The following is a 25,677-nucleotide window of genomic DNA, read 5'->3' as shown; positions in this document are numbered from 1 at the left end:
GTTGGAATTAGACTAACTCTTTTGGCAGAGGCGATGTATTTACGCCTCGGGCAAGGATGCTTGTCCATTCATCCTGCAACTGCTCCTTGGTCATTCTGGCCGCGGCTTCGCTTTCGAAGCTGAGGAACACGCAGGCCCCTGTACCGGTCAGTCTTGCCTCGCCGAAATTATCCAAAACTTTCAATGCCTTATCAACCTGAGGATAAAGGCGTCTGACAAGTTGCTGGCAGTCGTTTCGGGAGTGACCCTCAAAAAAGGCCGCCATTTTGATGGGGATGGTGTTGCGTGTCAATTGCGGATGGGAAAATATTTCTGCCGTGGAGACATGGCAGTCGGGCACGAGGATGAGATACCAGCGTTCTGGCAACGCCACTGTGGTCAGAATTTCGCCAATTCCCTCTGCCCAGGCCGTAGTGGCACCAGTAAAAACCGGCACATCGGCGCCCAGTGTTGTCGCCAATACCTGCAGCTCTTTGCGCGGTATATCAAGGCCCCAGAGGTGGTTTAGCGCCAACAGAGCGGTAGCTGCATTTGAGCTGCCACCGCCCAGTCCGGCCCCGGTGGGTATCTGCTTTCGCAGGGAGATATGGGCTCCCAGGTCGCCGCGCTGCAGCAGGCGGGCTGCCTTTACAATGAGGTTTTCCTCAATGGGAATCCCCGCAACGTCACCCTCCAGCGTGATGTCACCACTTTTGTTGGGGGTAAACGACAGCCTGTCGCCCCAGTCGAGCAGTTGGAACAGCGTCTGCAACTCGTGGTAGCCATCATCGCGCCGTCCTGTGATATGCAGGAACAGATTCAGCTTGGCGGGTGACAGCAGGGTGAGGGTCTGGGCCATTACTCTGAGACCACCTGCCAGCGGGATATCACCAGCTTCAGGCGGGTGGTGCCGCGCTGTATTTGCAGCCGAGTAGGCAACACATACCCCTGAAATTCGCCGTATTTCTGAAAGAGGATCTCCCAGTCGTCCTGCTGCAGATTCTGCAGCAGCGCTGTTTGCGTATTAACGTCAATCCGCTGTATATCCCGGCCCGGCGCTGGCAGGCCCTTCAGCCAGTAGATCAGCGCGCTCAATGGCAAATCCCAGCCAGTGTTCAGGACAATCGCATCCGGTGTGGAGATGTCCAGTGTGGTGTGCTCATCGCCCTTGCGAATATGCAAGGTCTCACCATCGCTGTCGATAGTGGTGGCGCCGATACCGAGTGGGCCGCTCAACTGCAGCTGGGTATTCTGCTCGGTCTGTCGCCAGGTAATACTGGCAGATTCCGAGCTGTCTGCGGTACGTAGGGCCAGTTTGCCACTCGCTGACCAGTGTTGCAGCGCCGAGAGTTGTGCGCGGTGCTGCTGCCATCCTGCCGATGAAGGTTCGCGCTCGGTCAGGCCGGCACAGCCGATCATCAGCGCCATTGAAAGCCCAAGTGTCAGTGTGCGTAGTGTGGCAACCATTCAGGGTATCTGTGCTGCGGGCGTCGTATCAGGCGATGTTGCCGGGGCGGGTTCAGCCCCGAGTCTGCGCATCGTTTTCAGCAGTATGGGGTTTCCCGGATCGCGTCGCAGGGCGGTGTTCCATACCGCTTTTGCTTCGTTCTTATCCCCCTTCATCCACAGCACTTCACCCAGATGAGCGGCTACCTCGGGATCGGGAAATTCGGCATAGGCGCGGCTCAGGTACATCAACGATTCGTCATACTGCCCCTTGCGAAACAGCACCCACCCCATACTGTCCAGAATTGCCGGTTCATTGGGCTGTAGCGCTAGCGCGCGCGATACCAGTTCCAGCGCTTCCGCATACCGCGTTGTGCGATCCGCCAACGTATAGCCCAGCGCATTCAGCGCGGTGGCATTGTCCGGGTCAGCCGCAAGAATGGTGCGCAGGTCCCGCTCCATGGATTCAAGGTCATCCAGCTGCTCGCTGAGCATGGCGCGCGAATAGCGCAGGGTGGTGCTGGCGGGCATTCCCTGCAGCGCTTGATTGAGCAGCCGCATGGCTTCCCTGGTGGCGTTGGCGCGCGAGAGTATGTCAGCTTCAAGACCATAGAGTTGTTCGCTCAGCTGGGGATTCTGCTCTCGCTGTGCTTCAAAATAGGCGCGATTGCGATCCAGTTCATTCTGTCCAACCAGGATGACGCCCACGCGACTGTTCGCGGCGAGATATTCCGTACCAACGCCTACCTTCGAATAATGGGCAATAGCCATCTCGGGGTCGCCGTCATCCTCAGCCATGCGTCCCAGATAGTAATAGGCCTCATCTGCGCGTTGCCCCAGCGTAATGGTCTGCTGCAAATAGGCCTGTGCCGCGTCGTTGTCTCCCATCTCGCGGCTGATCAGTGCCAGTGAGAACAGTAGATCGCTGTCCTGAGGGGACTGCGCCGATAGGATTTCAAACTGCTCCTTCGCGGCTGCCATGTCGGTGGTTGTCAACATTTTGGCGTATTCCAGGCGCAGTCGTTTGGCTTGCGGGTTATTCTGCAATAAGTGTTGCAACCGCGTGTAGGGCTCGTCGGCGTTCTGTTGAACCATGATCCGGGCTTCCAGCAGCACCGCCTGAGGCTGGTCCGGCTCCAGTTCCAGCAATGTCTGCAATTCATCCAGTGCCTGCTCGAATTGCGAATTCTCAGCATGTATAAGTGCCTGGGTTAGTAGCAGGCGGGTATTCTGTGGGTAGTCCCTGGCCAGTTTGGCAATGTCCTGCACTAACGCATTGCGCTGCCGCTCATCCAGTTGAGAAAACCCGCTGAGCAGCATAGGGAAATTGGCTTCTCCGGTTTGCTGCTCCACCACGACCAGATAGGGGAGTGCAGCGACCGGCTGACCCCGCTGTGCGAGCAGACTGGCCACGGTGTTGTTGGCCTCGGCATTCTGCGGGTCCAGTTCCACCCACAATTGTGCCGATTTCAACGCTTCATCGGGGCGTTGCAGGAACTGGGCAAGATGGGTGGTGTGAGCGCTGACACCTGTATCGCGCAGCACCGGAGCCTGTTTGGTATATTTGTCCAGCGTGACATCGTAGGCTTGGCGCCGCAACGCAAATTCCGCGACCAGCAGGTCGTAGAGGCTATCTGCCGGGAAGGGCTTCTCCGGCACCGACGCAGTTGGCTCGGCCTCACCGGTGGCGTTCTTGGCGGCTACGCTGTCGCTATCGGAAGGCTGGGTGGCACAGCCGATGAGCAGCAGGAAAATGAGAGCGAGGGCAGGGAAACGCGACATGGTGGGCTAGAGCGTGGTAATCCAACGGTTAGACATCCGGTATGATGACACAGACTGCGTCTGAAACCCACAATGTGGCCGGGGTGCATCCGTGAATCGTGAAGTAGTGCCCGGCAGTGCCACCGGCACGGCGTTTAAGCTGTTGTGACAGCAGCGGTAAGGCACTGTCTTTTGTGACCTAACTTGTTAAAATCGGGAGAGTTTTTTGCGAACTGTGCTATGGTGCGCCCCATTTCAAGAAGCCGCAACCGCGGCAGGTAGACCCTGAAACAGAACGCTGTGGAGCCAGTGGCCGTTGTCATGAATTTAATCGCGTTGGGAATCAACCATAACTCGGCCGCGCTGGAAGTTCGCGAGCGGGTTGCTTTTGCCCCGGAACAGGTCGGCGAAGCGCTGGTGGATGCCTGTGAGACGGCCAGCATCGAAGAGGTGGTTATTCTCTCCACCTGTAATCGCACCGAAGTTTACGCCATGGTGCCCGAGGACATAGAACCGGGTGACAAGGCACGCACGCTCATTGACTGGGTGGCCAACTATCATCACCTGTCGGCGCAAGAACTACACCAATTTGCCTATCTTCATTTGGGTGCGCAGGCCATGCGGCATCTAGTGCATGTCGCCAGCGGGCTGGATTCAATGGTGCTGGGCGAGCCGCAAATATTTGGACAACTGAAGTCTGCATATGCGGTTGCAGAAGAGGCCGGTACCGCCAGTGGAGAGTTCGCCCGCTTGTTTCCGCGCGTGTTTTCTATCGCCAAGCGCGTACGTACCGACACGGCCATCGGCGAGAATCCCGTTTCTGTTGCTTATGCCGCTGTTGATATGGCAGGGCATATCTTCTCCGATCTGACCCAGTGCAATGCGCTGCTGGTGGGCGCCGGGGAGACGATCGAACTGGTGGCTCGCCACCTTGTTGGTGCCGGTGTACGCCAGGTGGTGATTGCCAACCGCACCCTTGGGCGGGCGCGTGAGCTGGCACAGAAGTTCGGTGCTGAGGCGGTATTGCTCGCTGAGATACCAGAACAGTTGCTGGATGCCGATATCGTTATAACCTCTACCGCAAGCCAGCTGCCGATTCTCGGCAAGGGGGCGGTAGAGCAGGCATTGAAAGTGCGCAAACACCGCCCCTACCTGATGATTGATATTGCGGTGCCCCGGGATATCGAGTCCCAGGTTGGTGAGCTGAACGATGTCTATCTGTACACCGTTGATGATTTGCGTCAGATTGTGGATGAAAATCTGCGCAGCCGCAGTACTGAAGCACGTAAAGCCGACACTATCATCGACGAGGGCGTCCGGCTCTATGATGAGGAACTGCGCAGCCTGGCGGCTGTCGACAGCGTCAAAGAGTACCGCTCTATGGCGGAACAACTGCGTGAACAGGAGTTACAGCGCGCTCAGCGCGCTCTCGACCGGGGCGAGGATCCAAGCCAGATTCTGGCGCAGTTGGCCCGGTCAATCACCAACAAGCTGATCCACGCGCCAACTCGGGGGCTGAAGCAGGCCAGTGTCGATGGCCGTCAGGACCTGATTAACAACGCGCGCAAACTACTGGGTCTGGAGACTGGTTCACCGCAGCCACCGCGAGTGGAAGAACCAGAGCAGCCCGAACTTGATCTGCCGGCCTCGGCAGTGGAAACCACACGACGCACATTACAATGAAAGCATCTCTGCTCACCAAACTGGAAGCGCTTGGCGACCGGCACGAGGAAGTATCTGCGCTGCTCAGCGACAGTCAAACTATTGCCGATCAGAACAAATTCCGCGAATTATCCAGAGAGTACGCCGAACTGGAACCTGTGGTCTCCTGCTACTCCCAGTACCTGCAGGTTAGCGCTGACCTTGAGGAAGCGCGGCAGATGCTCGAGGACGGTGATCCGGATGTGCGGGAGATGGCCCGCGAGGAACTGGACAGCGGTGGTGAGCGTCTGGCCGAACTGGAAGCACAACTGCAGACTCTGATGCTGCCGCGTGACCCAAATGATTCGCACAACGTGTTTCTCGAGATACGCGCCGGAACCGGCGGCGACGAAGCTGCTATTTTTTCCGGTGACCTGTTTCGCATGTATTCCCGCTACGCGGAAAATCAGGGCTGGAAGGTGGAAGTGTTGTCTGAGCGTACCGGAGATCACGGCGGCTACAAGGAAATTATCACGCGCGTGGAAGGCCGGGACGTATACGCCAACCTGAAGTTTGAGTCCGGTGCCCACCGCGTGCAACGGGTGCCTGATACCGAGTCGCAGGGCCGCATTCACACCTCGGCCTGTACGGTGGCGGTGATGCCGGAGGCCGAGGAAGTGGATGCGATAGAGATCAACAAGGCCGACCTGCGTATCGACACATTCCGCGCATCCGGCGCAGGTGGCCAGCATGTCAACAAGACAGACTCTGCGGTGCGACTGACGCACATTCCCAGCGGTGTGGTGGTGGAGTGCCAGGACGAGCGCTCCCAGCACAAGAACCGTGCGCGTGCGATGTCACTGCTGCAGGCGAAGCTCCTTACCAGCGCGCAGGATAAACAGGCCAGTGAAACGGCGGAAACGCGCCGCAACCTGGTCGGCACAGGTGATCGGTCAGACCGCATCCGCACCTACAATTTTCCGCAGGGGCGTATAACAGACCACCGCATCAACCTGACCCTCTACAAACTCGATGAAGTGATGGAGGGTGATCTGGACGCGGTTGTCGGTCCGCTGCGGCAGGAGTACCAGGCGGATCTGCTGGCAGCGCTGTCGGACAACTGATGGCCAGCGTGCAGGAACTGTTGCGCTCCGGAGTTGATTTGCCCAGCGACAGTGCGCGGCGCGACACGGAGATTCTGCTGTGCCACTGTCTGGGGAAGTCCCGGGCCTGGTTGTACACCTGGCCAGAGAAAGCAATCCCGCCTGAAACTGCACGGCGCTTTGAGGAACTTCTGGCGCAGCGCCGGCAGGGCGTTCCTGTCGCCTACCTTGTCGGTGAGCGAGAATTCTGGTCGCTGTCACTGGCCGTCAACAACAGCACCCTGATTCCCCGCCCGGAAACCGAAACACTGGTGGCCTGGGTGCTGGAACTTCCCCTGCCCGATACTTCGCGGGTGCTCGATTTGGGCACCGGCTCCGGCGCCATTGCGCTTGCCGTGGCTGCAGAAAGGCCACACTGGCAGATTACCGCAGTCGATCGCAGTGCTGACGCCCTGCAGGTCGCCGCTGCCAATGTCGCCAGTCTCGGGCTGCAGAATGTATCGCTGTTGCAATCGGACTGGTACGAGGCTGTGGCGGGAGAGTGCTTCGACGTTCTGTTGGCAAATCCTCCCTATATCGCGGCGAACGACCCCCATTTGACCCGCGATGATGTCAGGTTTGAGCCGCGCTCGGCGCTGGTCGCTGCCGGGAACGGTTTGGCTGATTTACAACAGTTGGTGGCTGGTGCCTCGACGCGGCTATGCGATGGGGGCTGGCTGCTGCTGGAGCACGGATTTGAGCAGGCGAGTGCCGTGCGGTCAATGATGTGCGATGCGGGCTTCGTCGGCGTGGACACGCGCTGTGATATCGCGGGCCGGGAGCGGATCACGGGGGGGTGCTGGCATGCTGACTGATGCGCAACTGATGCGATACAACCGGCAGATTCTGTTGCATGATTTCGATATCGCCGGGCAGGAGCGCCTGCAGCAGGCGACCGTGCTGGTGGTGGGCCTCGGGGGGCTGGGTTGTCCTGCGGCACTCTACCTTGCAGCGGCGGGTGTCGGTGAGCTGATACTGGCAGATGGCGACGCGGTGGAGCTGAGCAATCTGCAGCGTCAGATCGCACATGCAGAGCGAGATATCGGCAGCAATAAAGCCCATTCGGCGGCGGCATCGATAGCGGCGCTGAATCCCGAGGTGAAACTTCAGGTGGTCGATTACAGTCTGCTTGAACCAGATATGTCTGAATTGCTGTCGGGGGCTGACCTGGTCCTCGATGCCACCGACAATTATCCGGTGCGCTTTGCGCTTAATCGCGCCTGTATAGCCGCAGGTATACCGTTGGTGTCCGCAGCCGCTGTGCGCAGCGAAGGGCAACTGGCAGTGTTTGACCCAGTGCGGGGCGGCCCCTGCTATGCCTGCCTGTATGCTGAGGGAGAGGCCGATACCGCACTGAGTTGCAGTGATAGCGGTGTGTTCGCGCCACTGGTGGGTGCGATAGGTTCGATGCAGGCGATGGAAGCCCTGAAGGTGCTGTCGGCCTTTGGCGAGCCATTGCGGGGTCAGTTGCTGGTTATTGACTTGCGCAGTATGGAGTTTCGGAAACTGGCACTGCCTGTGCGCACGAACTGCCCGGCCTGTGGGCATTTACAGCGCTGAACCTTTTGTGGTTTTGTATTGTCATACGGAATAACCCTGAATAAGAGAGTTACCATGGACAAAGTCGCGCAGTGGTACTACTGGTTTCACAAGGCAGTTTTCTCCCGATTGCAGTATCTGGATGGCCTGGCGCCGCTGGCCCTAAGAATATTTCTTTTCTATATTTTTCTGGAAGCCGGGATGCAAAAAATTGCCGGCATGGAAAATACTATAATGTGGTTTGGGAACCCCGACTGGGGGCTGGGCCTGCCATTCCCCGCGCTGCTGGCGTATCTGGCTGCCTACACGGAAGCTATTGGGGCTTATTTACTGTTACTGGGATTGGCGACCCGCTGGATATCCATACCGTTGATAATCACTATGCTGGTCGCCATTTTTGCGGTGCACTGGGACAACGGCTGGGCTGCCATTGCCGATTCCAGCGCCCAGGATGTGGCAGTTCGCCTGAACGCGGCCAAGGATATTCTGCGCGAGCACGGCAATTACAGCTGGCTCACGGAGGAGGGGCGCTTTGTGATTCTCAATAACGGTATTGAATATGGCGTCACCTATCTACTGATGTTGTTTAGCCTGTTATTCACCGGTGGCGGCCGCTATACCAGTTTGGACTATTACCTTACCAAACTCTGGCCGCCCAAACCCTGATCGCCAAGGCCCCGATCAGCTTATCAACAGTCTCCACCTTTTCCTGTCCGGAAGTGTTAGACTAGCGCGTTTTTTAACCGCTCACAGGATAACCAGCATTGATCAAAGGTCTAGTCAATCGTATGTCGGGCAAGCGCGAAGCGGCCCGAAATCCCGGTAGAGACGGCGACGCGCAGCCGCCCGGGCAGGAGCGCGTGCACGGCGCAGGATCCCCGGATGCCCCATCAGCGAAAAAAGCGGAAGAGGCAACTGCTGCGCAGTCACCGCGCAAAGGCGGCAAGCGGCGCCGTGCGCGCAAGCGTGCTAACCCCGAGTCTGCATGGTCGCTGGATCAGTTCAAGGTAGAGCCCAAGGAAGGCGAGACCCGCTTCCACGATCTTGGGTTGCGCGATGATTTGATGCACGGCATCGCCGATCTGGGGTTTCACTACTGTTCACCCATCCAGGCGTCCATTTTGCCGCATACCCTGCAGGGGCATGATGCCATTGGCAAGGCGCAGACCGGTACGGGTAAGACGGCGGCCTTCCTGATAACAATTTTCAACGACCTGCTGTGTAATCCTCCAGAGGGTGAACGATTTGTCGGTGAGCCGAGGGCACTGGTGATTGCTCCTACGCGCGAACTGGTGGTGCAGATTGGTGCCGACGCCGAGGAGCTGGCAAAACACACGGGGCTGCAAGTTGCGACGTTGATCGGCGGTATGGACTACCAGAAACAGCTGAACCGGCTTGGCAGTACCGTGGTCGATCTGGTTGTGGCGACTCCCGGTCGCCTGCTGGACTTTATGAGTCGCCGCGACCTCTACCTGGATCACGTGGAGATTCTGGTGCTCGATGAAGCCGATCGCATGCTGGACATGGGCTTTATCCCTCAGGTCAAGCGCATTGTGCGGGCGACACCGCCCAAGGAAAACCGGCAGACGCTGCTGTTCTCTGCCACATTCACTCAGGATATTATTAATCTGTCCAAGCAGTGGACGTATCAGCCGACTACTGTGGAAATCGAGCCGGAGAGTATTGCGACCAGCTCCGTCGACCAGAAGATCTACATGGTAAGCAGCCAGCAGCGCTACAAGGTACTCAATAATCTGTTGCGCAGTGATGATTGCAGCAGCGTGATCGTCTTCGCCAATCGGCGCGATCAGGTGCGCCGCCTGCATGAGCGTTTGCGTAAGTCCGGTGTCTCTGCCGGCATTCTGTCGGGCGAGATACCCCAGGCGAAGCGCTCACGGACACTGGAGCAGTTCAAGCAGGGTGAAATCAAGGTGTTGGTTGCTACGGACGTGGCCGGGCGCGGTATCCACGTCGACGGCATAAGCCATGTGGTGAATTACAATCTGCCGGAAGACCCCGAAGATTACGTGCACCGTATCGGCCGCACCGGCCGCGCTGGCGCGACCGGGGTTTCCATCAGTTTCGCCAGCGAGGATGACGCGTTCCTGCTGCCAGATCTGGAAGCGCTGCTGGGCACGAAACTGGAGTGTACCCATCCCCCTGAGGAGCTACTGGCTTAGTTCCTCACACCACAGCAGTGTGGCGCCTACTACCGCGGCCGGCACGACAAAGAAATTCACCACGGGTATCCCGGTGCACACCGCCACGATTGCTCCAAAGCCTAGGCTGCTCAGCCGACGTGAGCGGCAGGCATTCTTAACCTCAGCAAAACTCAGCTGGTGGTTGTCCATCGGGTAGTCCACAAACTGTATGCTCATCATCCAGGCACCGAGCAGTAGCCACGCGACAGCGCCGACGCCGGGAATAAACGAGAGAACGAGAACCAGCAGCGCCATCGGGATGTAGTACAACAGCTTCAGTAATTCACGCACAATGCTTCGAGGTACAGACGCCAGCGCAGCACCCAATCCCTCCAGCGAGTCCACCGGCTTGCCTGTCACAAGCTCTTCCGCTTTTTCCGCCAGCAGCGCGTTGAAAGGCGAGGCGATTATCAGTGCCAATGAGGTGAACAGATAGCCGGATATCAGGCTCACCGTAATCACAATCAGCGGCCAGAGAATCCACTGGATAAAGCTCAGCCAGCCCGGGATGCTGTCCAGCATACTGTCCATCAAGTCACTGATATAGCCAAAGCCAAGCGTGATCAGTGAGCCGAAGATCAGGATATTGATCAGCAGTGGCACGATGACAAACGCGCGCAGGGAAGGGTGCTTCAGCATTTTTGCGCCCCGCGTCAGATAGCCCGCGCCGCGCGCAATATTACCCTGCATTGCGAGCATCCTCCGCCGGGCGGCCACAGGCGCGGCAGATGCACTGTTCAGTGCTGGAATCCGCCGCCTTTTCCCGCGCCTGGGCACTGATGATCGCGGACTGGCACCAGCAATTTTCCCCGGATTTTCCCGCCGCTATATCGCATTGATTGTCGCCACCGCACAGGGGGCATGTTGCCGCCACTTTCCTGGAATCGCTCATAGATCTGCCGTATTTACCGTGCCTGACGCTATACTACCGGAGTGTAGACAGGGTGGGTAATATGAACAGCGATGGCGACGAAGAATTTTCACAGGCAATGTCTGACGTGGTACGCAGGGACAGCGAACCAAGGGTCGCCATCAGCCGCAAGCGACATGCCGAGAGTGAGGCGTCACTGCAGCACCGCAGGCGAGCCGCCTCGCTGGCCCCACAGCGTGAGCGCAACAGCCTGACAGAATCCGGCATCCTGCCGCTGGATGCCTGGTATGTACTCGCCTTCAAACGTCCGGGCGTGCAGAACGGTGTATTCCGCAAGCTCAAACAGGGGCGCTACGAAGCCCAGTCAAGACTCGACCTGCATCGTATGACGGCAGAAGTCGCCCGAAAGGAAATCTTCGACTTTATCGAGGAGTCCTACCAATACGGCCTTCGCAGTGTGCTGATTATTCACGGTAAGGGCGAAAGCAAAGCCGAGCAGGCGCGCAGTTCCATCCTGAAAGGCTGTGTCGATCAATGGCTGCGCGACCTGGAACAGGTGCTGGCATTTCACAGCGCTCAGCCGCGCGATGGTGGTACCGGCGCGGCCTATGTCCTACTGCGCAAAAGCGAGGAAAAAAAGCGCGAGAATCGCGAAAAATTCTCCAAAGGCCGAGTGCCCTTTGATCCTGAATAAGCAAGCCCTGCCGCAACAGCCCCCGGCCAGATTCAACAGCTAAGCCGCCCCCGCCGCTTTAAGAATCTCAACATACTCAACCCCACGCCGATGCGTAGAAATAATGTCCAACGCCGTACGCCCATCCTTGTCCACGGCATTCAGATCGCGCCCTTCCTCGCAAAAAAAGCCCACGAACATTTCAAAATCTTCGGCTTTCATGCTCTGGTAAGCCTTTATCAAGGTGCGAAAATCCTCCGCCGTGCCATCGTGTGACCGCACATTGAGGTAGCTTCGGACGTGATCCTCTGTCCAGACTTCATCGACGACCTTTTCTTTGTCTTTACGCATGCTGCTATTACTCCTGGACCAGCTTTTTCGCCAGCAATTCATTGACCATTTGCGGGTTTGCCTGGCCTTTGGATAATTTCATGACCTGGCCGACAAAGAAGCCAACCAGTTTTTTGCGTTTTCCGTCATCGGCATCGAGATACTGCTGCACCTGCGCGGCATTGGCGCCGATCACCTCGTCGACGATGACTTCCAGCGCGCCGCTGTCGCTGACCTGCTGCAATCCTTTGGCGGCAATAATGTCATCGGCACTGCCCTCTCCCTGCCACATCGCCTCGAACACCTGTTTGGCGATCTTGCCCGAGATACTTTTGTCGAGGATGCGCGAGATCAGCGCGCCGAGGTCAGCTGCGGATACCGGGCAATCTTCGATGCTGCGCTCGTCGCGATTGAGTTGGCCCAGCAGTTCCACCTGCACCCAGTTCGCGGCGATTTTGGCATCGCCGCAATCGGCTACCACGGATTCAAAGTAGTCGGCCAGGGCGCGGCTGTCAGCGAGCACATTGGCGTCATAGGTACTCAGGCCATATTGCTCTGTGAATCGCAGGCGTTTATCGGCTGGCAATTCCGGGAGTGCCGCGCGAATAGCGTCGATATAGACATCGTCAATAACCACCGGCAACAGGTCTGGCTCCGGAAAATAGCGGTAGTCATTAGCTACTTCCTTGCTGCGCATCGGGCGGGTCTCGTCCCGGTCAGCATCGTACAACCGCGTTTCCTGCACGACTTTGCCGCCGTCGTCGAGAATGTCAGCCTGCCGTTCGATCTCGTGGCGGATGGCCTTCTCCACGAAGCGGAAGGAGTTGACGTTCTTTATCTCCGCGCGGGTTCCCAGTGTCTCTGAGCCGGCTGGTCGCAGAGAAATATTCACGTCGCAGCGCATCGAGCCCTCGGCCATATTGCCGTCGGAGATGCCCAGGTAGGTTACCAAGCTGTGCAGTGCCTTAAGATAGGCCACTGCCTCCGCCGCGTTGCGAATTTCTGGCTCCGAGACAATTTCCAGCAGCGGCGTACCGGCGCGGTTCAGGTCGATGCCGCTCTGCCCGTGAAAATCCTCATGCAGTGATTTCCCTGCGTCCTCCTCAAGGTGCGCGCGCGTGATACCAATTTTGCGGCTGCTGCCATCCTCCATCAGGATATCAAAGCTGCCCTTGCCGACAATCGGGGCCTCAAATTGGCTGATCTGGTAGCCCTTGGGTAGGTCGGGATAAAAATAGTTTTTCCTGTCGAACACCGAGCGTTTGCCGATCTCTGCGCCGATGCCGAGTCCGAACTGCACCGCGAAGGTCACGGCCTGCTCATTGAGCACCGGCAGCATTCCCGGCATGGCCAGATCTACCGCACTCGCCTGGGTATTGGGCTCCGCGCCAAAGGTAGTGGGCGAGCCGGAGAAAATTTTTGATTTGGTGGCTAGCTGCAGGTGCACTTCCAGCCCAATCACAGGTTCCCATTGCATCAGGCAACTCCTTTGGCAACGTCATCTGGCGAGCGTAGGTGCCAGTCGGTCGCCTGCTGAAAACGGTGTGCAACATTGAGCAGCCGAGCCTCGTCAAAGTGACGTCCGATCAACTGCAGTCCCACCGGTTTGTTATCCACAAACCCGGCGGGTACAGACATACCGGGAAGCCCCGCGAGATTGACCGCGAGGGTGTAGACGTCTTCCAGATACATCGCGATCGGGTCGTTGGTCTTAGTGCCCAAGGCAAAGGCTGGGCCAGGTGTGGTGGGGCCGGCAATGATATCGACTTGTTCAAAGCAGTCCATGAAATCCTGCTTGATCAGGCGGCGTACCTGCTGGGCCTTCTTGTAATAGGCATCGTAGTAGCCGGCAGACAAGGCATAGGTGCCGACCAGAATGCGGCGTTTGACCTCATCACCGAAACCCTCTTCCCGGGTGCGGGTGTAGAGATCGTGCAAGTCCGCAGGATCTTCACAGCGGTGGCCGTAGCGCACACCGTCGAATCGCGACAGGTTGGTGGAGGCCTCGGCCGGTGCGATGATGTAATAGGTCGGAATGGTGAGCGCGCTGTGTGCCAGCGACACATTCACCAGTGTGGCGCCCTGTGCCTCAAGCTCCCGCAGCGCGCTGTTGATACACTCACCCGTGGCACTGTCGAGGCCCTCGCCAAAGTATTCAGTGGGCAGGCCGATACGCAGGCCCTCCAGAGGGTTATTCAGGGTGCGGCAGTAGTCTTCGCTCTCGGTGTTTGCGGAAGTAGAGTCCAGCGGGTCGTGTCCGGCCATGGTATTGAGCAGCAAAGCGCAATCTTCAGCGCTGCGAGCCATCGGTCCAGCCTGATCCAGGCTAGAGGCGAAGGCGACCATCCCGAGTCGGGATACGCGGCCATAAGTGGGCTTCAGGCCTGTGATACCGCAAAAGGCAGCGGGCTGGCGAATAGAGCCACCGGTGTCGGTACCCGTGGCAGCCGGGGCCAGCAGGCCGGCGACTGCAGCCGCAGAGCCTCCGGAGGAACCACCCGGTACCAGATTGGTATCCCAGGGGTTGTGCGCCGGGCCATAAAAGCTGCTTTCATTGGACGAGCCCATCGCAAACTCGTCCATATTGGTTTTACCCAGCATCACTGCGCCGGCCGTCTTGAAACGCTGGATGACGGTGGCGTCGTAGGGTGGAACAAAATTGTCCAGCATGCGCGAGCCGCAGCTGGTGCGCAGGCCCTCGGTACAGAAGATATCCTTGTGGGCTATCGGAATACCTGTCAGGGGGGCGGCGTCTCCGCCCGCAAGGCGCTCATCAGCAGCGGCAGCAGCGGCCATTGCCGCGTTTTCGTCCACGCTGATAAAGCTGTTATAGCGGCTATCGAGGGCGGCTATCCGGTCAAGATAAGCGCGCGTCAGCTCTTTGCTGGAGAACTGGCGTTCACGTAGCCCTGCAATGAGTTGGGCAACAGATTTTGTGTGCATTACAACTGTCCTGATGCGGCGTAGGCCGCCTATTCGATGACTTTGGGAACCAGATAGAGGCCGTTTTCGACGGCGGGGGCAATCGCCTGGAAGGCGTCGCGGCGGTCTGTCTCGGTTACGACGTCGGGGCGCAGCTGCTGGGTTGCGTCCAGAGGGTTGGCCATGGGCTCCACATTGGATGTATCCACGGCCTGAAGTTGGTCAACCATTTGCAGGATTTCAGCAATGCGCTGAGTGACCTGGCCAATTTCGTCGCCGGCGATGCGGATTCGGGCCAGTTCCGCAATCTTGGTAATCTCATTCTGCTCAATACTCATAGTGTTTTAATCGCTGGGTCCGGTTCTCGAAGCGGCGGGGGGGCGTAAACTTATCACATTTGCGCCTTGCCCAAAATCCCTGTGGTTGGTACAGTTGCACAATTCAGCCAACTCCCAAAAAAAGCCGGTCGCAAAGCACTATATCTACTACTAAAGCCGGTTAGTAGAGAAGTAAAAAAGAACTCTAACGCGGGGTTCCCCGTTGTTTTCACAGGGTAGCAAAAATTCATGTTCAAGAAGCTGCGTGGGGTGTTCTCAAGTGACCTCTCCATTGATCTAGGTACGGCCAACACACTGATTTATGTGCGGGATAAAGGCATTGTGCTGAATGAGCCCTCGGTGGTCGCCATTCGCATGCACAATGGCCAGAAAACCATTGAGGCAGTCGGCACGGAGGCCAAGCGTATGTTGGGCCGCACGCCCGGCAATATCACCGCTATCCGTCCGCTCAAAGACGGCGTAATCGCCGATTTTCTGGTGACGGAGAAGATGCTGCAGCACTTTATAGCGAAAGTGCATGAGAGCAAGTTTATACGCCCCAGCCCGCGAGTGTTGGTCTGCGTGCCGTGTATGTCGACGCAAGTGGAGCGCCGCGCGATCCGCGAATCGGCGCTCAGCGCCGGTGCGCGGGATGTGCGATTGATAGAAGAACCTATGGCGGCGGCGATCGGTGCCGGTCTAAGCGTAGATGAAGCCACTGGCTGTATGGTGGTAGATGTCGGTGGTGGTACAACCGAGGTGGCCATTATTTCCCTCAATGGAGTGGTTTATCGGGATTCTGTCCGCACTGGCGGTGACCGCTTTGATGAAGCCATCGTCTCTCACGTACGCCGTCGCTATGGCAGCCTCATCGGTGATGCCACCGCCGAGCGTATCAAACTGGAAGTGGGCTGTGCGTTTGCCGGCAGTGAGCTGCGTGAAATCGATGTACGCGGGCGCAATCTGGCTGAAGGTGTGCCGCGCAGTTTTACGCTCAATAGCGATGAGATACTCGAATCACTGCAGGATCCGCTGGCGGCGATTGTGCAGGCCGTAAAGTCCGCTCTCGAGCAGTCTCCGCCGGAGCTCGCCGCCGACATTGCTGAAAGCGGTATTGTTCTGACGGGTGGCGGCGCCCTGCTGCGCGATCTGGATCGACTGATTTCTGAAGAAACCGGGCTTCCGGTTATCGTCGCGGACGACCCCCTGACCTGCGTCGCTCGCGGTGGTGGTATCGCTATGGAACGAATGGATAGACGCACCATAGATCTACTGTCCACTGAGTAACTCGTCTCAGTGGACACGGTGCTATGCGTGTATTCCCATGGCAAGTACCTTGGGTTGAGCCATCGGGCCGAATGTGTCGATATCGGTAACTGAGGAGCGCACATCAAGCCATTATTTGTCAAAGATTCCTCCCTACTGTGGCGCGTATTGCTGGCGATGGCCATTGTGATCGCGCTTATCGCCGCAGACCTGCGCTACAACAAGCTGCAAACTGCACGTTCTGCACTCGATACACTGGCGGCGCCCATTTTCTGGGTGGCCAATCTGCCATCTCGCGTGAGCGAATGGACTGAAATCCACGCCCAGTCGAGAACACAGCTGCTGGAAAGCAACGACCGCCTGCGCCGCGAAAACCTGATACTACAGGGGCGTTCGCAGCAGATGGCGTCATTGCAGGGTGAGAACGTGCGGCTGCGCAAGCTGCTCAACTCCAGCGCGTTGCTGCGCGATGACGTGTTGGTTGCGGAGCTGATCGGCGTGTCTCCGGACCCGGAGCGCCTGCAATTGGTATTGAACAAGGGCGAAAAAGACGGTGTCTTTGTCGGGCAGCCATTGATCGATGCGGACGGTTTGATGGGGCAGGTTGTAGCGGTCAGCGGAAGCACGTCGCGGGCTCTGCTGGTCACCGATGTCACGCACTCCGTACCCGTGCAGGTCAATCGCAACGGTGTGCGTGCTATCGCAGAGGGCAGCGGCGAGTTGGGGTCGCTCGAAATTCGTCATGTCTCTTCGAACACCGATATACAGGTCGGAGATCTGTTGGTCACTTCCGGCCTCGGTGGGCGGTTTCCTGAAGGCTACCCGGTGGCGGTGGTGACCGTGGTAGAACGGGACTCCGGAGAAACTTTCGCGCGTGTGTTGGCGGAGCCCAGTGCTGCGCTGGATCGCACCCGACACGTTCTGTTGGTGTTCACAACGCGCAAAACCCAGGAAGGCTGATCGGTGGCAACCAGGGGCGGGCAGGGCTATCCCATCATAATTCTGACTTTTGTTCTGGCATACGTGTTGGCTGTAATACCACTCCCTGCCTGGCTGCAATGGGGTCGACCCGAGTGGGTGGCGCTGACGCTTATCTATTGGTGTATTGCACTGCCGCAGCGGGTGGGAATTACCGCTGCACTACTGCTGGGGGTCGGGCTGGATGTTCTGGAGGGCGCCGTACTAGGGCAGAACGCGTTCGCGTTGGTGATCGTAGCATTGTTGTCTCAGCTGCTCTATCAACGTTTGCGAGTATACAGCCTGTGGCAGCAGGCCGTGGTGGTTTTCATTCTGGTCGGCATCAATCAGCTGATCTGTCAATGGGTGCAGAGCATAGAGGGCGCCAGCGTGTTGCCGCGACTCTTCCTACTGCCGGCACTGTCCAGCGCACTGCTGTGGCCTGTCATTCTGCACAGCCTGCGCGGTTTGCGCCGCTATTATCAGGTAAGTTGAGATGGGTTTGCCACGCTTGATACTTGCATCGGCCTCTCCCCGTCGCCGGGAACTGCTGAATCAGTTGGGTGCCAGATATACCGTGGAGCCTGCACATATCGACGAGTCGCAACGCGAGGGAGAGGTGGCTTCTGCATACGTGCAGCGTATGGCGGAAGAGAAAGCCCTGGCGGTTGCGCTGCGCTTACCCGCTCCCGACGACTATGTCGTGCTCGCAGCGGATACTACCGTGGTGCTGGGCGACACAGTGCTGGGGAAGCCGCGTGATCGTGAAGAGGCGATGGCTACCCTGACCTGTCTCAGTGGGCGCTGGCACACTGTATTGACAGCAATATGCCTGTCAGCTGGAGGCGAAATCGACAGCCAGGTGGTGGAGACCAGAGTGCAGTTTGCCACCTTGAGTCCTGCTGATTGCGCGGCGTATATGGACACTAGTGAACCCTGGGATAAGGCCGGTGCTTATGGCATTCAGGGGCTAGGGGGTGCTTTTGTACGCACCATTGAGGGTAGTTACACTAACGTGGTGGGCCTGCCTTTGTGGGAGACGTGGCGATTATTGTCGGCCCACGGAATTGAAACCGCGCTGACCCCCGCTACGTCCGCCGGGGTTGCGAGGGCAGATGGGTGAGAATAGAACCGTGAGTGAAGAAATTCTGATCAATTTCACCCCGATGGAAACCCGTGTGGCGCTGGTCGACAACGGCGCCGCGCAGGATATTCTTATCGAGCGTTCTACCGCCCGGGGTATCGTCGGCAATATTTACGCCGGTAAAGTCGTGCGGGTGTTACCGGGTATGCAGGCGGCATTCGTCGACATAGGCGTCGAGCGCACGGCGTTTTTGCATGTCTCGGATATTGTTGCCACGCCGCGTACTGGCCGCGCAGACAAGAGCCGTTCTTCCGACAGTATCGCTGACTTATTGCACGAGGGTAAGAAACTCGTGGTGCAGGTGGTTAAAGATCCGCTGGGTAGTAAGGGCGCCCGCGTTACCACTGAGTTGTCGGTGTCGACCCGCTACCTCGTGAAGTTAATGCAATCCGACCACATTGGTATATCACAATTGATTGACGACCCACTGGAGCGGACGCGTCTGCAGCAGTTGCTATCTCAATCTATTGAAGCGCGGCCCATGGAGGAAGCATGCGGCTTTATTCTGCGCACGGCCGCCGAGGGCGTGGGTGAGGAAGAAATTGTCGCGGACCTGAGATTCCTTCGTCGTCTGTGGTCTGCAGTTTCTCGGCGCGCGGCGGCGGCCACCGATACGGAGTTACTCTACGAGGAACTGCCGCTTTATCTACGCATAGTGCGCGATATGGTGAGGCCATCGGTCGAGCGTATTCAGATCGACAGCCGAGAGTGTTTCACTGCGCTGCAGGAATTTTGCGATGACTATGTACCGGAAGTGGCCGGTCTGCTCGAATTGTACAGCGGCGAGCGCCCCCTGTTTGAGCTGCACGCTGTCGAGGATGAAATCCAGCGGGCACTGGAGCCGCGCGTTGATCTTAAATCTGGCGGTTATCTGATTATCGACCAGACCGAGGCGATGACAACTATCGACGTGAATACCGGTTCCTTTGTCGGCAGACGGAATCAGGCGGAAACCATACTCAAGACGAATCTGGAGGCTGCTGCCGCGCTCGCCAGACAGCTGCGGGTGCGCAATCTGGGCGGAATCATCATAGTCGATTTTATTGATATGGAGGACGCAGAGCATCGCCGCCAGGTGCACCGTACTCTGGAGAAACACATGCAGCGTGATTCCGCACGCAACCAGATTACCGGCGTCTCAGAGCTGGGCCTGGTTGAAATGACACGCAAGCGCACCCGGGAAAGTCTGCAAAGAATGCTGTGTGAAGGCTGTCCCGTTTGCAGTGGGCGCGGTATGGTTAAGACTGCCGAGACCGTCTGCTATGAAATTTTTCGGGAAATTATGCGCGATGCCCGCGCCTATGAAAACGACCGGCTGATGGTGCTGGGGTCGCAGGCCGTTATCGATCGTCTTCTGGATGAGGAGTCAGCGCACCTAGCCGACTTGGCAGAGTTCATCGGCAAGTCGATCAGCTTGCGGGCAGAGCCGGGTTATAACCAGGAACAGTTTGACATCATATTGCTTTAGACAGGCAGTGCGCGCGGAATTGATGCTTGGAAAATCTCGTTTACAAAAAAGTTGCCGGCGCTCTCTGGGTGATTCTGATCATTTTGATAGTGACGCTGGCCACTTATGTCAGCATGGGGCGTCTGCTCACGGCGAACCTGTCCAATTTTCGCAGTGAGATCCTCCAGGCACTAAATGAGCGTTTGCCGTTTGGCGTGGAGGCGCAGCAGGTCACTGGTCAGTGGCAGTCGTTCACTCCCTCTCTCATATTAACCGGGTTGAGCATCACTATGCCCGGTAGTGAGAGCCCTCCCCTTCAGCTGTCCCGAGGACGTATGGATGTAGACGTTCTGAATAGTCTGCGGACACGCTCTCTGCAGATGACCCGGCTAGTACTCGATGGCCTCAGTCTGCGCGGCGAACTCTCAAACGAGGGCAAGTTTACGCTGGCAGGGCTCGGGAGTGGCGCCGTCGGAACGGCAACACCGCTGCAGGAGTTCCTGCTGAATGTCGAACATGTCGCGCTGCGTGACAACCGCCTGCTGCTGACGATGCCCGATGGTGAGGTGCGCGACATGGCGCTGCAGCTTGAACTGTCTCGAGAGGGCAGTCAGCGACATGTGCAGGGGACATTGGCTTCCTCTGCCGGTGCGCGAATAGCCATTGTTGCACAAGGTTTGGGAGATCCCTTCAAGCCCGATCAGTTCTCGGGGCAGGTGTATCTGGATATGCAATCCGCCCACCTCGGAGCGGTGAAGGAGATGTTTGCCGAACACGCAGTGACTGCCTGGGCTGATGGCACAGTGGATCTGGAACTCTGGTTGAATTGGGACAGGGGGCGGCCGTCGTTGCAGGCCCGGCTTGAGGGCGCCGATCTGCTGGTCTCGGCGGATGGGACATCCTGGCAGATGCCTTTGCAGCGACTGGCGCTGGAGGCCAGATTGTCGCAGCGCGATGATAAATGGGCACTGTTTGTAGCTGATTTACAGCTTGAGAATGATGATGTCGAGTGGTCCCTCCCCAGACTGCAAATGGACATGGAGGGAAGTGCGCTGCGCCTGCGCTCCAGCGGCTTTTCGCTGGCCCCGATAAATACCATCATCACCAGTCAGGACGTTGTCTCCGAGGCATTACGAGAGGTATTTGCGGCATTGCAGCCACGGGGACAGGTCAGCGCACTGCAGATTGATATCGATGATATCAATCAACCGGGTGATGACTGGCAGCTAGCGGCGAACTTTGAAAATCTGGCGGTAGAATCTCTGCACGGAGCGCCTGGGGTGACGACTGTGAACGGTTTTACTGAACTGTCTGCCTCCGGTGGTTTCGTGATTCTTGATGGCCAGTCGATGAGTTTGGACTTCCCCGCGATTTACAGTGAACCGCTGTATTTTGACGATCTCTATGGCACATTGCACCTGGACTGGAATAGCGAGGTGGTGACACTTACGAGCGGCCTGCTGACCACGCAGGGTGAAGAGGGTGTGGCAAAGGTGCTGTTCGGCCTCAATATCCCGCTGGCTGAGGATGAGATCGGGATCGAGATGGATCTGCTGGTGGGTCTACATGATACCCACCCCGTGCACCGTGTAAAATACATTCCCTTCACGCTCGATCCGTCATTATTGCGTTGGTTGTCGGACAGTATTGGCGAGGGTGATATCGAGCAGGGCGCTTTTCTTTGGCGCGGAAGTCTGAGGCCGGGGGCGGCCGCACTGCGCACGGTGCAGCTTGCATTCAATGTTAAAGACACCGCACTAAACTACCATCCGAGCTGGCCACCCGTGCTGGTCGAGGAGGGTGTCGTGTTGATCAATGATAGCAATGTCAGCGTGTGGGCGGAGCAGGCCAGCCTCTATAACTCCAGTGTTGATGCACTGTCGGTGGAAACCCGACTCAGTGCCGTGGGTGATCTAACGCTGGACCTGCAGGGGAATTTGCAGGGGCCTGTGAGTGATGGTTTCAGAGTGTTGGAGGAATCACCGCTGGCACAGGTGGTTGGGCCGACTTTTGCTGCCTGGACGGCCAGTGGGCAATTGGACACGGAACTGCAACTGCACATGAATCTCACCGACCCGTCAGCTGCGCCACAGGTGGATGTTGCCACAGTATGGCGCGATGTGGAGCTGATGGTAATGCCAGGCCAGCTGCCGTTGCAGTCACTGAATGGCGAGTTTGAGTACAGCACGGCCAGGGGATTCAGTGCCTCAGAGTTGATGGCAACGCTCTGGGGAAATACTGTCACTGCAGCTCTGCGCCAAGAGCACGACCGCAATGGTGGTGCCTACGACCCGGCCGCCACCATAGTGGATATTGATCTGGCCACCCGTGTTGAGTTGGCTGATATTCGTCGTTGGTTACAACTGGACGCCCTGGATTTTGCCAGCGGCCAGGCCGATGCAGACCTGGGCATCCGTCTCGCGCCGGGTGCGGCCCCCGTGCTGATTGTTACCAGTGATTTGCAGGGTGTCAGCATGGACCTGCCGCAGCCGTGGCAAAAAAACGCACAGGAAGAGAGACGCTTTCGACTGGAAATACCGCTGGCGCAGGGCGTGATACCTCTGGCGGTGGACATAGGCGAGGACCTGCATCTGGAGCTGGCCATGGACGCCGGGGTTGTGCGCGCGGGTGCGCTGGGGATTAACCAACCGGCACCGGCAGTTAGTGATGGTGTGTTGCGGGTCGCGGGTCAAACAGCGCTGTTGCAGGTTGATGAGTGGATGCTTCTGTTGAATCGCTACTTTGGCGATCCGGGTGCACTGAGGAAAGGGCTTCACCAGCAAACAACACAGGCTGATTCCGCCGAGCAGGTTGTACTGGTGCCTTCGTCTGAAAAGGAGCAGGCCACGAACTTGCCACTAGAGGTCGAAGTCGATCAACTCCACGTCGATAGTGTAGTGGTGGCGGGGCAGGAGCTTCGCGATTTTGTCTTTGATCTGGCCCTGCGCCCTGCACATTGGCAGTTTAATATGGCGAGCGATTGGCTGCGTGGTGAGCTTTTCAGTGCTGGAACTGACGCTCCACTGGAGTTGACAGTGGAATACCTGGACATCGATGGTATGCCGGGTTTCAAGGCTCCGGAGGGCGGTGGTGATTCGTCGTTGGAGCTACCCCGCATGACCGTGTCACTGCGCGACATCTTTCAGTCGGAGAAGCGGCTCGGCGAACTGGATTTCGACCTCTCGAGCGAAGCTGATGTACTCTCTGCGGAGAATATCACAGGCGACCTGGCCGGATTGCAGCTGAGTGCCGGGCGGCCCGGTCAGCTAATTTGGCATCAGGGGGGGCGTGCACACACAGAAGTGCAAGTGGATCTCAGTTTTGATGATTTGGGTGAGACGCTGGCGTATTTTGACTACCAGCGTATCCTGGAAACTGAGGATGGCGCTGTGCAGGTAGATTTTCGCTGGCCCGGCAGTCCGCAGTCGTTTGCGCTCGCGGATGGAGAGGGCTCGCTGCAACTGCAGATAGGTGCAGGCAGTTTTCTGAATGCCCCGGCCGGTGCCAGTGGCGCTGTGCGTGTCGCCAGTATTCTCAACCTCGCCGACATTGTGCGACGACTGAGCCTGTCCAATACGTTTGAAACGGGCATACCCTTTGATAGTGTTCAGGGCGAGATCGAGGTGCGGGACGGTATCCTCACCGTGGCGCGCATGGATGTGGAGGGCGGTTCAAGCTTTCGCTTCAGCGGGGTATCTGATCTGCGCAGCCGAACCCTGGACGGCCAGTTGGTGGCCACGCTGCCGGTTGCGAACAATTTGTCCTGGATAGCCGCACTGGCCGCCAGCCTGCCTGTGGCTGCGGGTGTGTTTGTGGTGAGCCAAGTGTTCAGCGAGCAGATGAACCGACTTTCCAGCGCCGTCTACACCATCACCGGCTCGTGGGATGATCCCGCGGTCAGCTTTGATCGCATGTTCGACAGTGCAACAAAGAGTGCCGCCAGCAGTTCATCAGAGCGCAGAGACAGCGGCGCATCGGATAGCGCTGCGAACGATGCAGCAGCGCACGATACAGCAGTGGGCGAAGTCAGCGGTGTATCAGAGCGTTCCGCAGTTGAGGCACTGCCGCCGGTTCAGTCAGAGTCGCCCTGAAACTCTTGGAGTTCCCTGAGGTAGGCGAACAGTTTGCGGCTGGCCGCAGGGGGCTTGTTCTGCTCGGTCTCGCGACCATGCTGTAACAGCAGCTGTCGCAAATGTTGTCGGTCTGCACTGGGAAATCGCGCAACCGCCAGTTCCACACCTGCAATACCTTCGGCCAGTATTTCCGAACGCAGTTGCTCCAATTGATGAAAGGCGGCCGCGTTTTGCTGACGTGCCGTATGCAGTGTCTGCAGTGCCTGTTCGATAGGAGCGGGGTTTATGTTGCGCATCAGTTTACCAATGAACTGCAGATGACGCTTACGGGCACTGTTACTGCGTATCTGACGACATTCCCGGATAGCCGACAACAGCCTGTCGTCATCGATCGGAATCTGCCCAAGTTGACTGTCATTTAGCTCTACCAGTGATTCGCCCATCGCCTGCAGTCGGTGCATCTCCCGCTTGAGTGCACTTTTGCTGGGAGCATCCTCCATCTCGACCTTGTCATCCGGACGGTACTTAGCCATAAAAGAGTGTCGCCAGCCCAAGGAAAGAGACGAAACCTACGACATCCGTCACGGTGGTGAGGACCACACCGCCGGCAAGTGCAGGGTCGATTTTTATCCGCGTCATAAACAGTGGCAATACAGCCCCCACGAGGGCAGCGGTTACCAGGTTGATGATCATGGCCCCGGCGATGATACCGCCGATAGTCCAGTCGTCAAACCACACCGAGGCTGCCACTGCCACTACCACGGCCCAGAGGATGCCATTCATCAGTCCGATCTGGAGTTCCCGATTGATCAACCAGGCCTGGTTGGTTTTACCGATTTGCCCCATCGCGATGCCGCGTACGACCAGTGTGAGTGTCTGTGTCCCGGCTATGCCGCCCATAGACGCTACGATGGGCATCAGGACCGCCAGCGCGACGACTTTTTCGATCGTGCCCTGGAACAGGTTGATGACAGAGGCGGCAATGAACGCCGTAATCAGGTTTATCCCGAGCCATATCGCGCGTCGCGGTGCCGAACGTATAAAAGGGGCGAAGGTATCCTCATCCTCATCCAGTCCGGCCATGGACATTAGCGAACGGTCCGCATCCTCGCGGATAACATCTACGACGTCATCAATGGTGATTCGTCCCAGCAGTGTACCATCCTCGTCAACGACCGGAGCGGACACCCAGTCGTTGCGCTCGAACAGCCGCGTGACCTCTGTGTCGGACATATTGACGTTTATCGGCTCCACGTCAGTGACCATCATTTCCCGTACTGACGTAGAGGGATCCGAAACTAACAGCGTGCGCAGAGGCAACAGGCCGATATATTTGTCGGACCGGTTTACCACGATCAGGTTGTCCGTCATCTTCGGGATTTCGCTATGTCGACGAAGGTAGCGTAAAACCACATCAAGGGTCAGTGCGGCCCGGATAGTGATTGTATCGGTGTTCATCAAGCCGCCGGCGACATCGTCCGGGTAGTGCATAACCCGTTCCAGTCGAGCACGGTCCTGCTGGTCCATCGCGAACAGCACTTCCTGCATGATGTGGCCAGGCAACTGCTGCAGGATGTCGGCGATGTCGTCGTCTTCCAGATGCTCGGTAAGCTGCACCACCTCCGCCGCGTTCATCGCCGCCAGGAATTGAGCCTGTAAGTCGTCGCCGAGTTCACCGAGCACTTCGCCTTCGCGCTCGGCATCCACCATCTGCCAGAGAATATGCCTGAACCGGGGCGGGGATGATTCGATCAGGTGCGCTATGTCGGGGGGAGATAAGCCATTTAGCATGCGCCGGACATCGACGAACGTGCCGCTTTCGAGCGCCGCAGAAAGCCTGTCGAGAGTTCGTTGGGAAACTTCTTGATTCTGCGCCATTTGTATACCCGGGAAAAGCCTCTCAGGACAGGATGTCCGCAGAAAGAATTATCCGGAAAAGCGGGGTCTGCAACAACGTGATTAGTTACG

24 protein-coding genes are annotated in these 25,677 nt (G+C 57.8%); 13 read left to right on the top strand and 11 right to left on the bottom strand.

Translation table 11 applies throughout. The features are described 5' to 3' along the window. Nucleotides 1–7 precede the first annotated feature (7 nt). The 3 genes from ispE to AC0L6S_RS11640 are packed head-to-tail and all read right to left on the bottom strand — an operon-like array spanning nucleotide 8 to nucleotide 3,207. On the bottom strand, nucleotides 8–838 hold the full coding sequence (ispE, locus tag AC0L6S_RS11650; RefSeq protein WP_473424146.1) for a 4-(cytidine 5'-diphospho)-2-C-methyl-D-erythritol kinase: 831 nt from the start codon (nucleotides 836–838) through the stop codon (nucleotides 8–10). Further along, nucleotides 838–1,446: a lipoprotein insertase outer membrane protein LolB gene (gene lolB, locus AC0L6S_RS11645; RefSeq protein ID WP_473424145.1), complete on the bottom strand. Its 609-nt coding sequence runs from the start codon at nucleotides 1,444–1,446 to the stop codon at nucleotides 838–840. The genes ispE and lolB overlap by 1 nt, the downstream gene beginning before the upstream one ends. Next, the gene (locus tag AC0L6S_RS11640) at nucleotides 1,447–3,207 is read right to left on the bottom strand and encodes a tetratricopeptide repeat protein (RefSeq protein WP_473424144.1); all 1,761 of its coding nucleotides are present in this window, start codon (nucleotides 3,205–3,207) and stop codon (nucleotides 1,447–1,449) included. A gap of 300 nt (nucleotides 3,208–3,507) precedes the next feature. On the opposite strand from AC0L6S_RS11640, the gene hemA reads away from it, so the two are divergent. The 6 genes from hemA to rhlB all read left to right on the top strand — a co-directional run bounded on the left by hemA (nucleotide 3,508) and on the right by rhlB (nucleotide 9,688). Next, entirely contained in the window at nucleotides 3,508–4,869 is a 1,362-nt protein-coding gene (hemA, locus tag AC0L6S_RS11635; RefSeq protein WP_473424143.1) for a glutamyl-tRNA reductase, read from the top strand. Next, a complete protein-coding gene (gene prfA / locus AC0L6S_RS11630) occupies nucleotides 4,866–5,951 on the top strand; it encodes a peptide chain release factor 1 (RefSeq protein ID WP_473424142.1) in 1,086 nt (361 codons plus the stop codon). The genes hemA and prfA overlap by 4 nt, the downstream gene beginning before the upstream one ends. Beyond that, entirely contained in the window at nucleotides 5,951–6,784 is an 834-nt protein-coding gene (gene prmC, locus AC0L6S_RS11625) for a peptide chain release factor N(5)-glutamine methyltransferase (RefSeq protein ID WP_473424141.1), read from the top strand. The genes prfA and prmC overlap by 1 nt, the downstream gene beginning before the upstream one ends. Continuing rightward, a complete protein-coding gene (locus AC0L6S_RS11620) occupies nucleotides 6,774–7,529 on the top strand; it encodes a HesA/MoeB/ThiF family protein (RefSeq protein WP_473424140.1) in 756 nt (251 codons plus the stop codon). The genes prmC and AC0L6S_RS11620 overlap by 11 nt, the downstream gene beginning before the upstream one ends. A gap of 54 nt (nucleotides 7,530–7,583) precedes the next feature. Next, nucleotides 7,584–8,174 carry an HvfX family Cu-binding RiPP maturation protein gene (locus AC0L6S_RS11615; RefSeq protein WP_473424139.1) on the top strand — a complete coding sequence of 197 codons (591 nt, stop codon included), beginning with the start codon at nucleotides 7,584–7,586 and terminating at the stop codon, nucleotides 8,172–8,174. A 98-nt stretch (nucleotides 8,175–8,272) separates the two neighbouring features. Beyond that, the gene (gene rhlB, locus AC0L6S_RS11610; RefSeq protein WP_473424138.1) at nucleotides 8,273–9,688 is read left to right on the top strand and encodes an ATP-dependent RNA helicase RhlB; all 1,416 of its coding nucleotides are present in this window, start codon (nucleotides 8,273–8,275) and stop codon (nucleotides 9,686–9,688) included. Here the strand turns inward: rhlB and cysZ are convergent. Continuing rightward, a complete protein-coding gene (cysZ, locus tag AC0L6S_RS11605; protein ID WP_473424137.1) occupies nucleotides 9,677–10,399 on the bottom strand; it encodes a sulfate transporter CysZ in 723 nt (240 codons plus the stop codon). The two genes, rhlB and cysZ, sit on opposite strands and share 12 nt — an antisense overlap. After that, a complete protein-coding gene (locus AC0L6S_RS11600; protein ID WP_473424136.1) occupies nucleotides 10,389–10,601 on the bottom strand; it encodes a cysteine-rich CWC family protein in 213 nt (70 codons plus the stop codon). Before AC0L6S_RS11600 ends, cysZ begins: the two co-directional genes overlap by 11 nt. A gap of 61 nt (nucleotides 10,602–10,662) precedes the next feature. Between AC0L6S_RS11600 and smrA the strand changes: the two genes are divergently transcribed. Continuing rightward, complete coding sequence (gene smrA, locus AC0L6S_RS11595; RefSeq protein ID WP_473424135.1) at nucleotides 10,663–11,274, top strand: DNA endonuclease SmrA; 612 nt, start codon at nucleotides 10,663–10,665, stop codon at nucleotides 11,272–11,274. A gap of 39 nt (nucleotides 11,275–11,313) precedes the next feature. On the opposite strand, the gene AC0L6S_RS11590 is transcribed toward smrA, so the two are convergent. Genes AC0L6S_RS11590 through gatC form a run of 4 tightly spaced genes read right to left on the bottom strand, consistent with a single transcriptional unit; the run spans nucleotide 11,314 to nucleotide 14,843 of the window. Further along, on the bottom strand, nucleotides 11,314–11,604 hold the full coding sequence (locus AC0L6S_RS11590; RefSeq protein WP_473424134.1) for a PA4642 family protein: 291 nt from the start codon (nucleotides 11,602–11,604) through the stop codon (nucleotides 11,314–11,316). A gap of 7 nt (nucleotides 11,605–11,611) precedes the next feature. After that, nucleotides 11,612–13,060: an Asp-tRNA(Asn)/Glu-tRNA(Gln) amidotransferase subunit GatB gene (gene gatB, locus AC0L6S_RS11585; protein WP_473424133.1), complete on the bottom strand. Its 1,449-nt coding sequence runs from the start codon at nucleotides 13,058–13,060 to the stop codon at nucleotides 11,612–11,614. Continuing rightward, nucleotides 13,060–14,526: an Asp-tRNA(Asn)/Glu-tRNA(Gln) amidotransferase subunit GatA gene (gatA, locus tag AC0L6S_RS11580; RefSeq protein WP_473424132.1), complete on the bottom strand. Its 1,467-nt coding sequence runs from the start codon at nucleotides 14,524–14,526 to the stop codon at nucleotides 13,060–13,062. Before gatA ends, gatB begins: the two co-directional genes overlap by 1 nt. Nucleotides 14,527–14,555: 29 nt before the next feature. Continuing rightward, nucleotides 14,556–14,843 (bottom strand): Asp-tRNA(Asn)/Glu-tRNA(Gln) amidotransferase subunit GatC, encoded by a 288-nt coding sequence (gene gatC, locus AC0L6S_RS11575; RefSeq protein WP_473424131.1) that lies wholly within the window; start codon nucleotides 14,841–14,843, stop codon nucleotides 14,556–14,558. A gap of 228 nt (nucleotides 14,844–15,071) precedes the next feature. Here gatC and AC0L6S_RS11570 point away from each other — a divergent pair, with 228 nt between their 5' ends. From AC0L6S_RS11570 to AC0L6S_RS11545, 6 genes are all read left to right on the top strand, one after another. Continuing rightward, nucleotides 15,072–16,109, top strand: coding sequence for a rod shape-determining protein (locus tag AC0L6S_RS11570; protein ID WP_473424130.1), 1,038 nt, complete (start codon nucleotides 15,072–15,074; stop codon nucleotides 16,107–16,109). Nucleotides 16,110–16,211: 102 nt separating this feature from the next. Continuing rightward, entirely contained in the window at nucleotides 16,212–17,048 is an 837-nt protein-coding gene (gene mreC / locus AC0L6S_RS11565) for a rod shape-determining protein MreC (RefSeq protein ID WP_473428588.1), read from the top strand. Nucleotides 17,049–17,051: 3 nt separating this feature from the next. Beyond that, a complete protein-coding gene (mreD, locus tag AC0L6S_RS11560) occupies nucleotides 17,052–17,540 on the top strand; it encodes a rod shape-determining protein MreD (protein ID WP_473424129.1) in 489 nt (162 codons plus the stop codon). 1 nt (nucleotide 17,541) lies between these two features. Then, nucleotides 17,542–18,168, top strand: a complete 627-nt coding sequence (locus tag AC0L6S_RS11555; RefSeq protein ID WP_473424128.1) for a Maf family protein — start codon at nucleotides 17,542–17,544, stop codon at nucleotides 18,166–18,168. A gap of 10 nt (nucleotides 18,169–18,178) precedes the next feature. Further along, the gene (gene rng / locus AC0L6S_RS11550; RefSeq protein ID WP_473424127.1) at nucleotides 18,179–19,657 is read left to right on the top strand and encodes a ribonuclease G; all 1,479 of its coding nucleotides are present in this window, start codon (nucleotides 18,179–18,181) and stop codon (nucleotides 19,655–19,657) included. Nucleotides 19,658–19,683: 26 nt separating this feature from the next. Next, complete coding sequence (locus AC0L6S_RS11545; protein ID WP_473424126.1) at nucleotides 19,684–23,727, top strand: YhdP family phospholipid transporter; 4,044 nt, start codon at nucleotides 19,684–19,686, stop codon at nucleotides 23,725–23,727. On the opposite strand, the gene yjgA is transcribed toward AC0L6S_RS11545, so the two are convergent. Both yjgA and mgtE read right to left on the bottom strand, forming a co-directional pair. Further along, complete coding sequence (gene yjgA / locus AC0L6S_RS11540; RefSeq protein ID WP_473424125.1) at nucleotides 23,709–24,242, bottom strand: ribosome biogenesis factor YjgA; 534 nt, start codon at nucleotides 24,240–24,242, stop codon at nucleotides 23,709–23,711. The genes AC0L6S_RS11545 and yjgA overlap by 19 nt on opposite strands. After that, nucleotides 24,235–25,587: a magnesium transporter gene (gene mgtE / locus AC0L6S_RS11535; RefSeq protein ID WP_473424124.1), complete on the bottom strand. Its 1,353-nt coding sequence runs from the start codon at nucleotides 25,585–25,587 to the stop codon at nucleotides 24,235–24,237. Before mgtE ends, yjgA begins: the two co-directional genes overlap by 8 nt. Nucleotides 25,588–25,677 lie beyond the last annotated feature (90 nt).

The sequence above is a fragment of the Halioglobus sp. D3-4 genome, assembly GCF_055809315.1.
The sequence above is the reverse complement of the archived record's forward strand: the minus strand, read 5'-3'. Positions and strand labels throughout refer to the sequence as shown.

Bases quoted from the DNA above. Each gene is read 5' to 3' on its own strand.
- AC0L6S_RS11590 (WP_473424134.1), bottom strand. From the start codon at position 11,604: ATGCGTAAAGACAAAGAAAAGGTCGTCGATGAAGTCTGGACAGAGGAT.
- AC0L6S_RS11640 (WP_473424144.1), bottom strand. From the start codon at position 3,207: ATGTCGCGTTTCCCTGCCCTCGCTCTCATTTTCCTGCTGCTCATCGGC.
- yjgA (WP_473424125.1), bottom strand. From the start codon at position 24,242: ATGGCTAAGTACCGTCCGGATGACAAGGTCGAGATGGAGGATGCTCCC.
- prmC (WP_473424141.1), top strand. From the start codon at position 5,951: ATGGCCAGCGTGCAGGAACTGTTGCGCTCCGGAGTTGATTTGCCCAGC.
- ispE (WP_473424146.1), bottom strand. From the start codon at position 838: ATGGCCCAGACCCTCACCCTGCTGTCACCCGCCAAGCTGAATCTGTTC.
- cysZ (WP_473424137.1), bottom strand. From the start codon at position 10,399: ATGCAGGGTAATATTGCGCGCGGCGCGGGCTATCTGACGCGGGGCGCA.
- prfA (WP_473424142.1), top strand. From the start codon at position 4,866: ATGAAAGCATCTCTGCTCACCAAACTGGAAGCGCTTGGCGACCGGCAC.
- mgtE (WP_473424124.1), bottom strand. From the start codon at position 25,587: ATGGCGCAGAATCAAGAAGTTTCCCAACGAACTCTCGACAGGCTTTCT.
- AC0L6S_RS11615 (WP_473424139.1), top strand. From the start codon at position 7,584: ATGGACAAAGTCGCGCAGTGGTACTACTGGTTTCACAAGGCAGTTTTC.
- AC0L6S_RS11600 (WP_473424136.1), bottom strand. From the start codon at position 10,601: ATGAGCGATTCCAGGAAAGTGGCGGCAACATGCCCCCTGTGCGGTGGC.
- AC0L6S_RS11620 (WP_473424140.1), top strand. From the start codon at position 6,774: ATGCTGACTGATGCGCAACTGATGCGATACAACCGGCAGATTCTGTTG.
- smrA (WP_473424135.1), top strand. From the start codon at position 10,663: ATGAACAGCGATGGCGACGAAGAATTTTCACAGGCAATGTCTGACGTG.
- gatB (WP_473424133.1), bottom strand. From the start codon at position 13,060: ATGCAATGGGAACCTGTGATTGGGCTGGAAGTGCACCTGCAGCTAGCC.
- lolB (WP_473424145.1), bottom strand. From the start codon at position 1,446: ATGGTTGCCACACTACGCACACTGACACTTGGGCTTTCAATGGCGCTG.
- AC0L6S_RS11570 (WP_473424130.1), top strand. From the start codon at position 15,072: ATGTTCAAGAAGCTGCGTGGGGTGTTCTCAAGTGACCTCTCCATTGAT.
- hemA (WP_473424143.1), top strand. From the start codon at position 3,508: ATGAATTTAATCGCGTTGGGAATCAACCATAACTCGGCCGCGCTGGAA.
- gatA (WP_473424132.1), bottom strand. From the start codon at position 14,526: ATGCACACAAAATCTGTTGCCCAACTCATTGCAGGGCTACGTGAACGC.
- gatC (WP_473424131.1), bottom strand. From the start codon at position 14,843: ATGAGTATTGAGCAGAATGAGATTACCAAGATTGCGGAACTGGCCCGA.
- AC0L6S_RS11555 (WP_473424128.1), top strand. From the start codon at position 17,542: ATGGGTTTGCCACGCTTGATACTTGCATCGGCCTCTCCCCGTCGCCGG.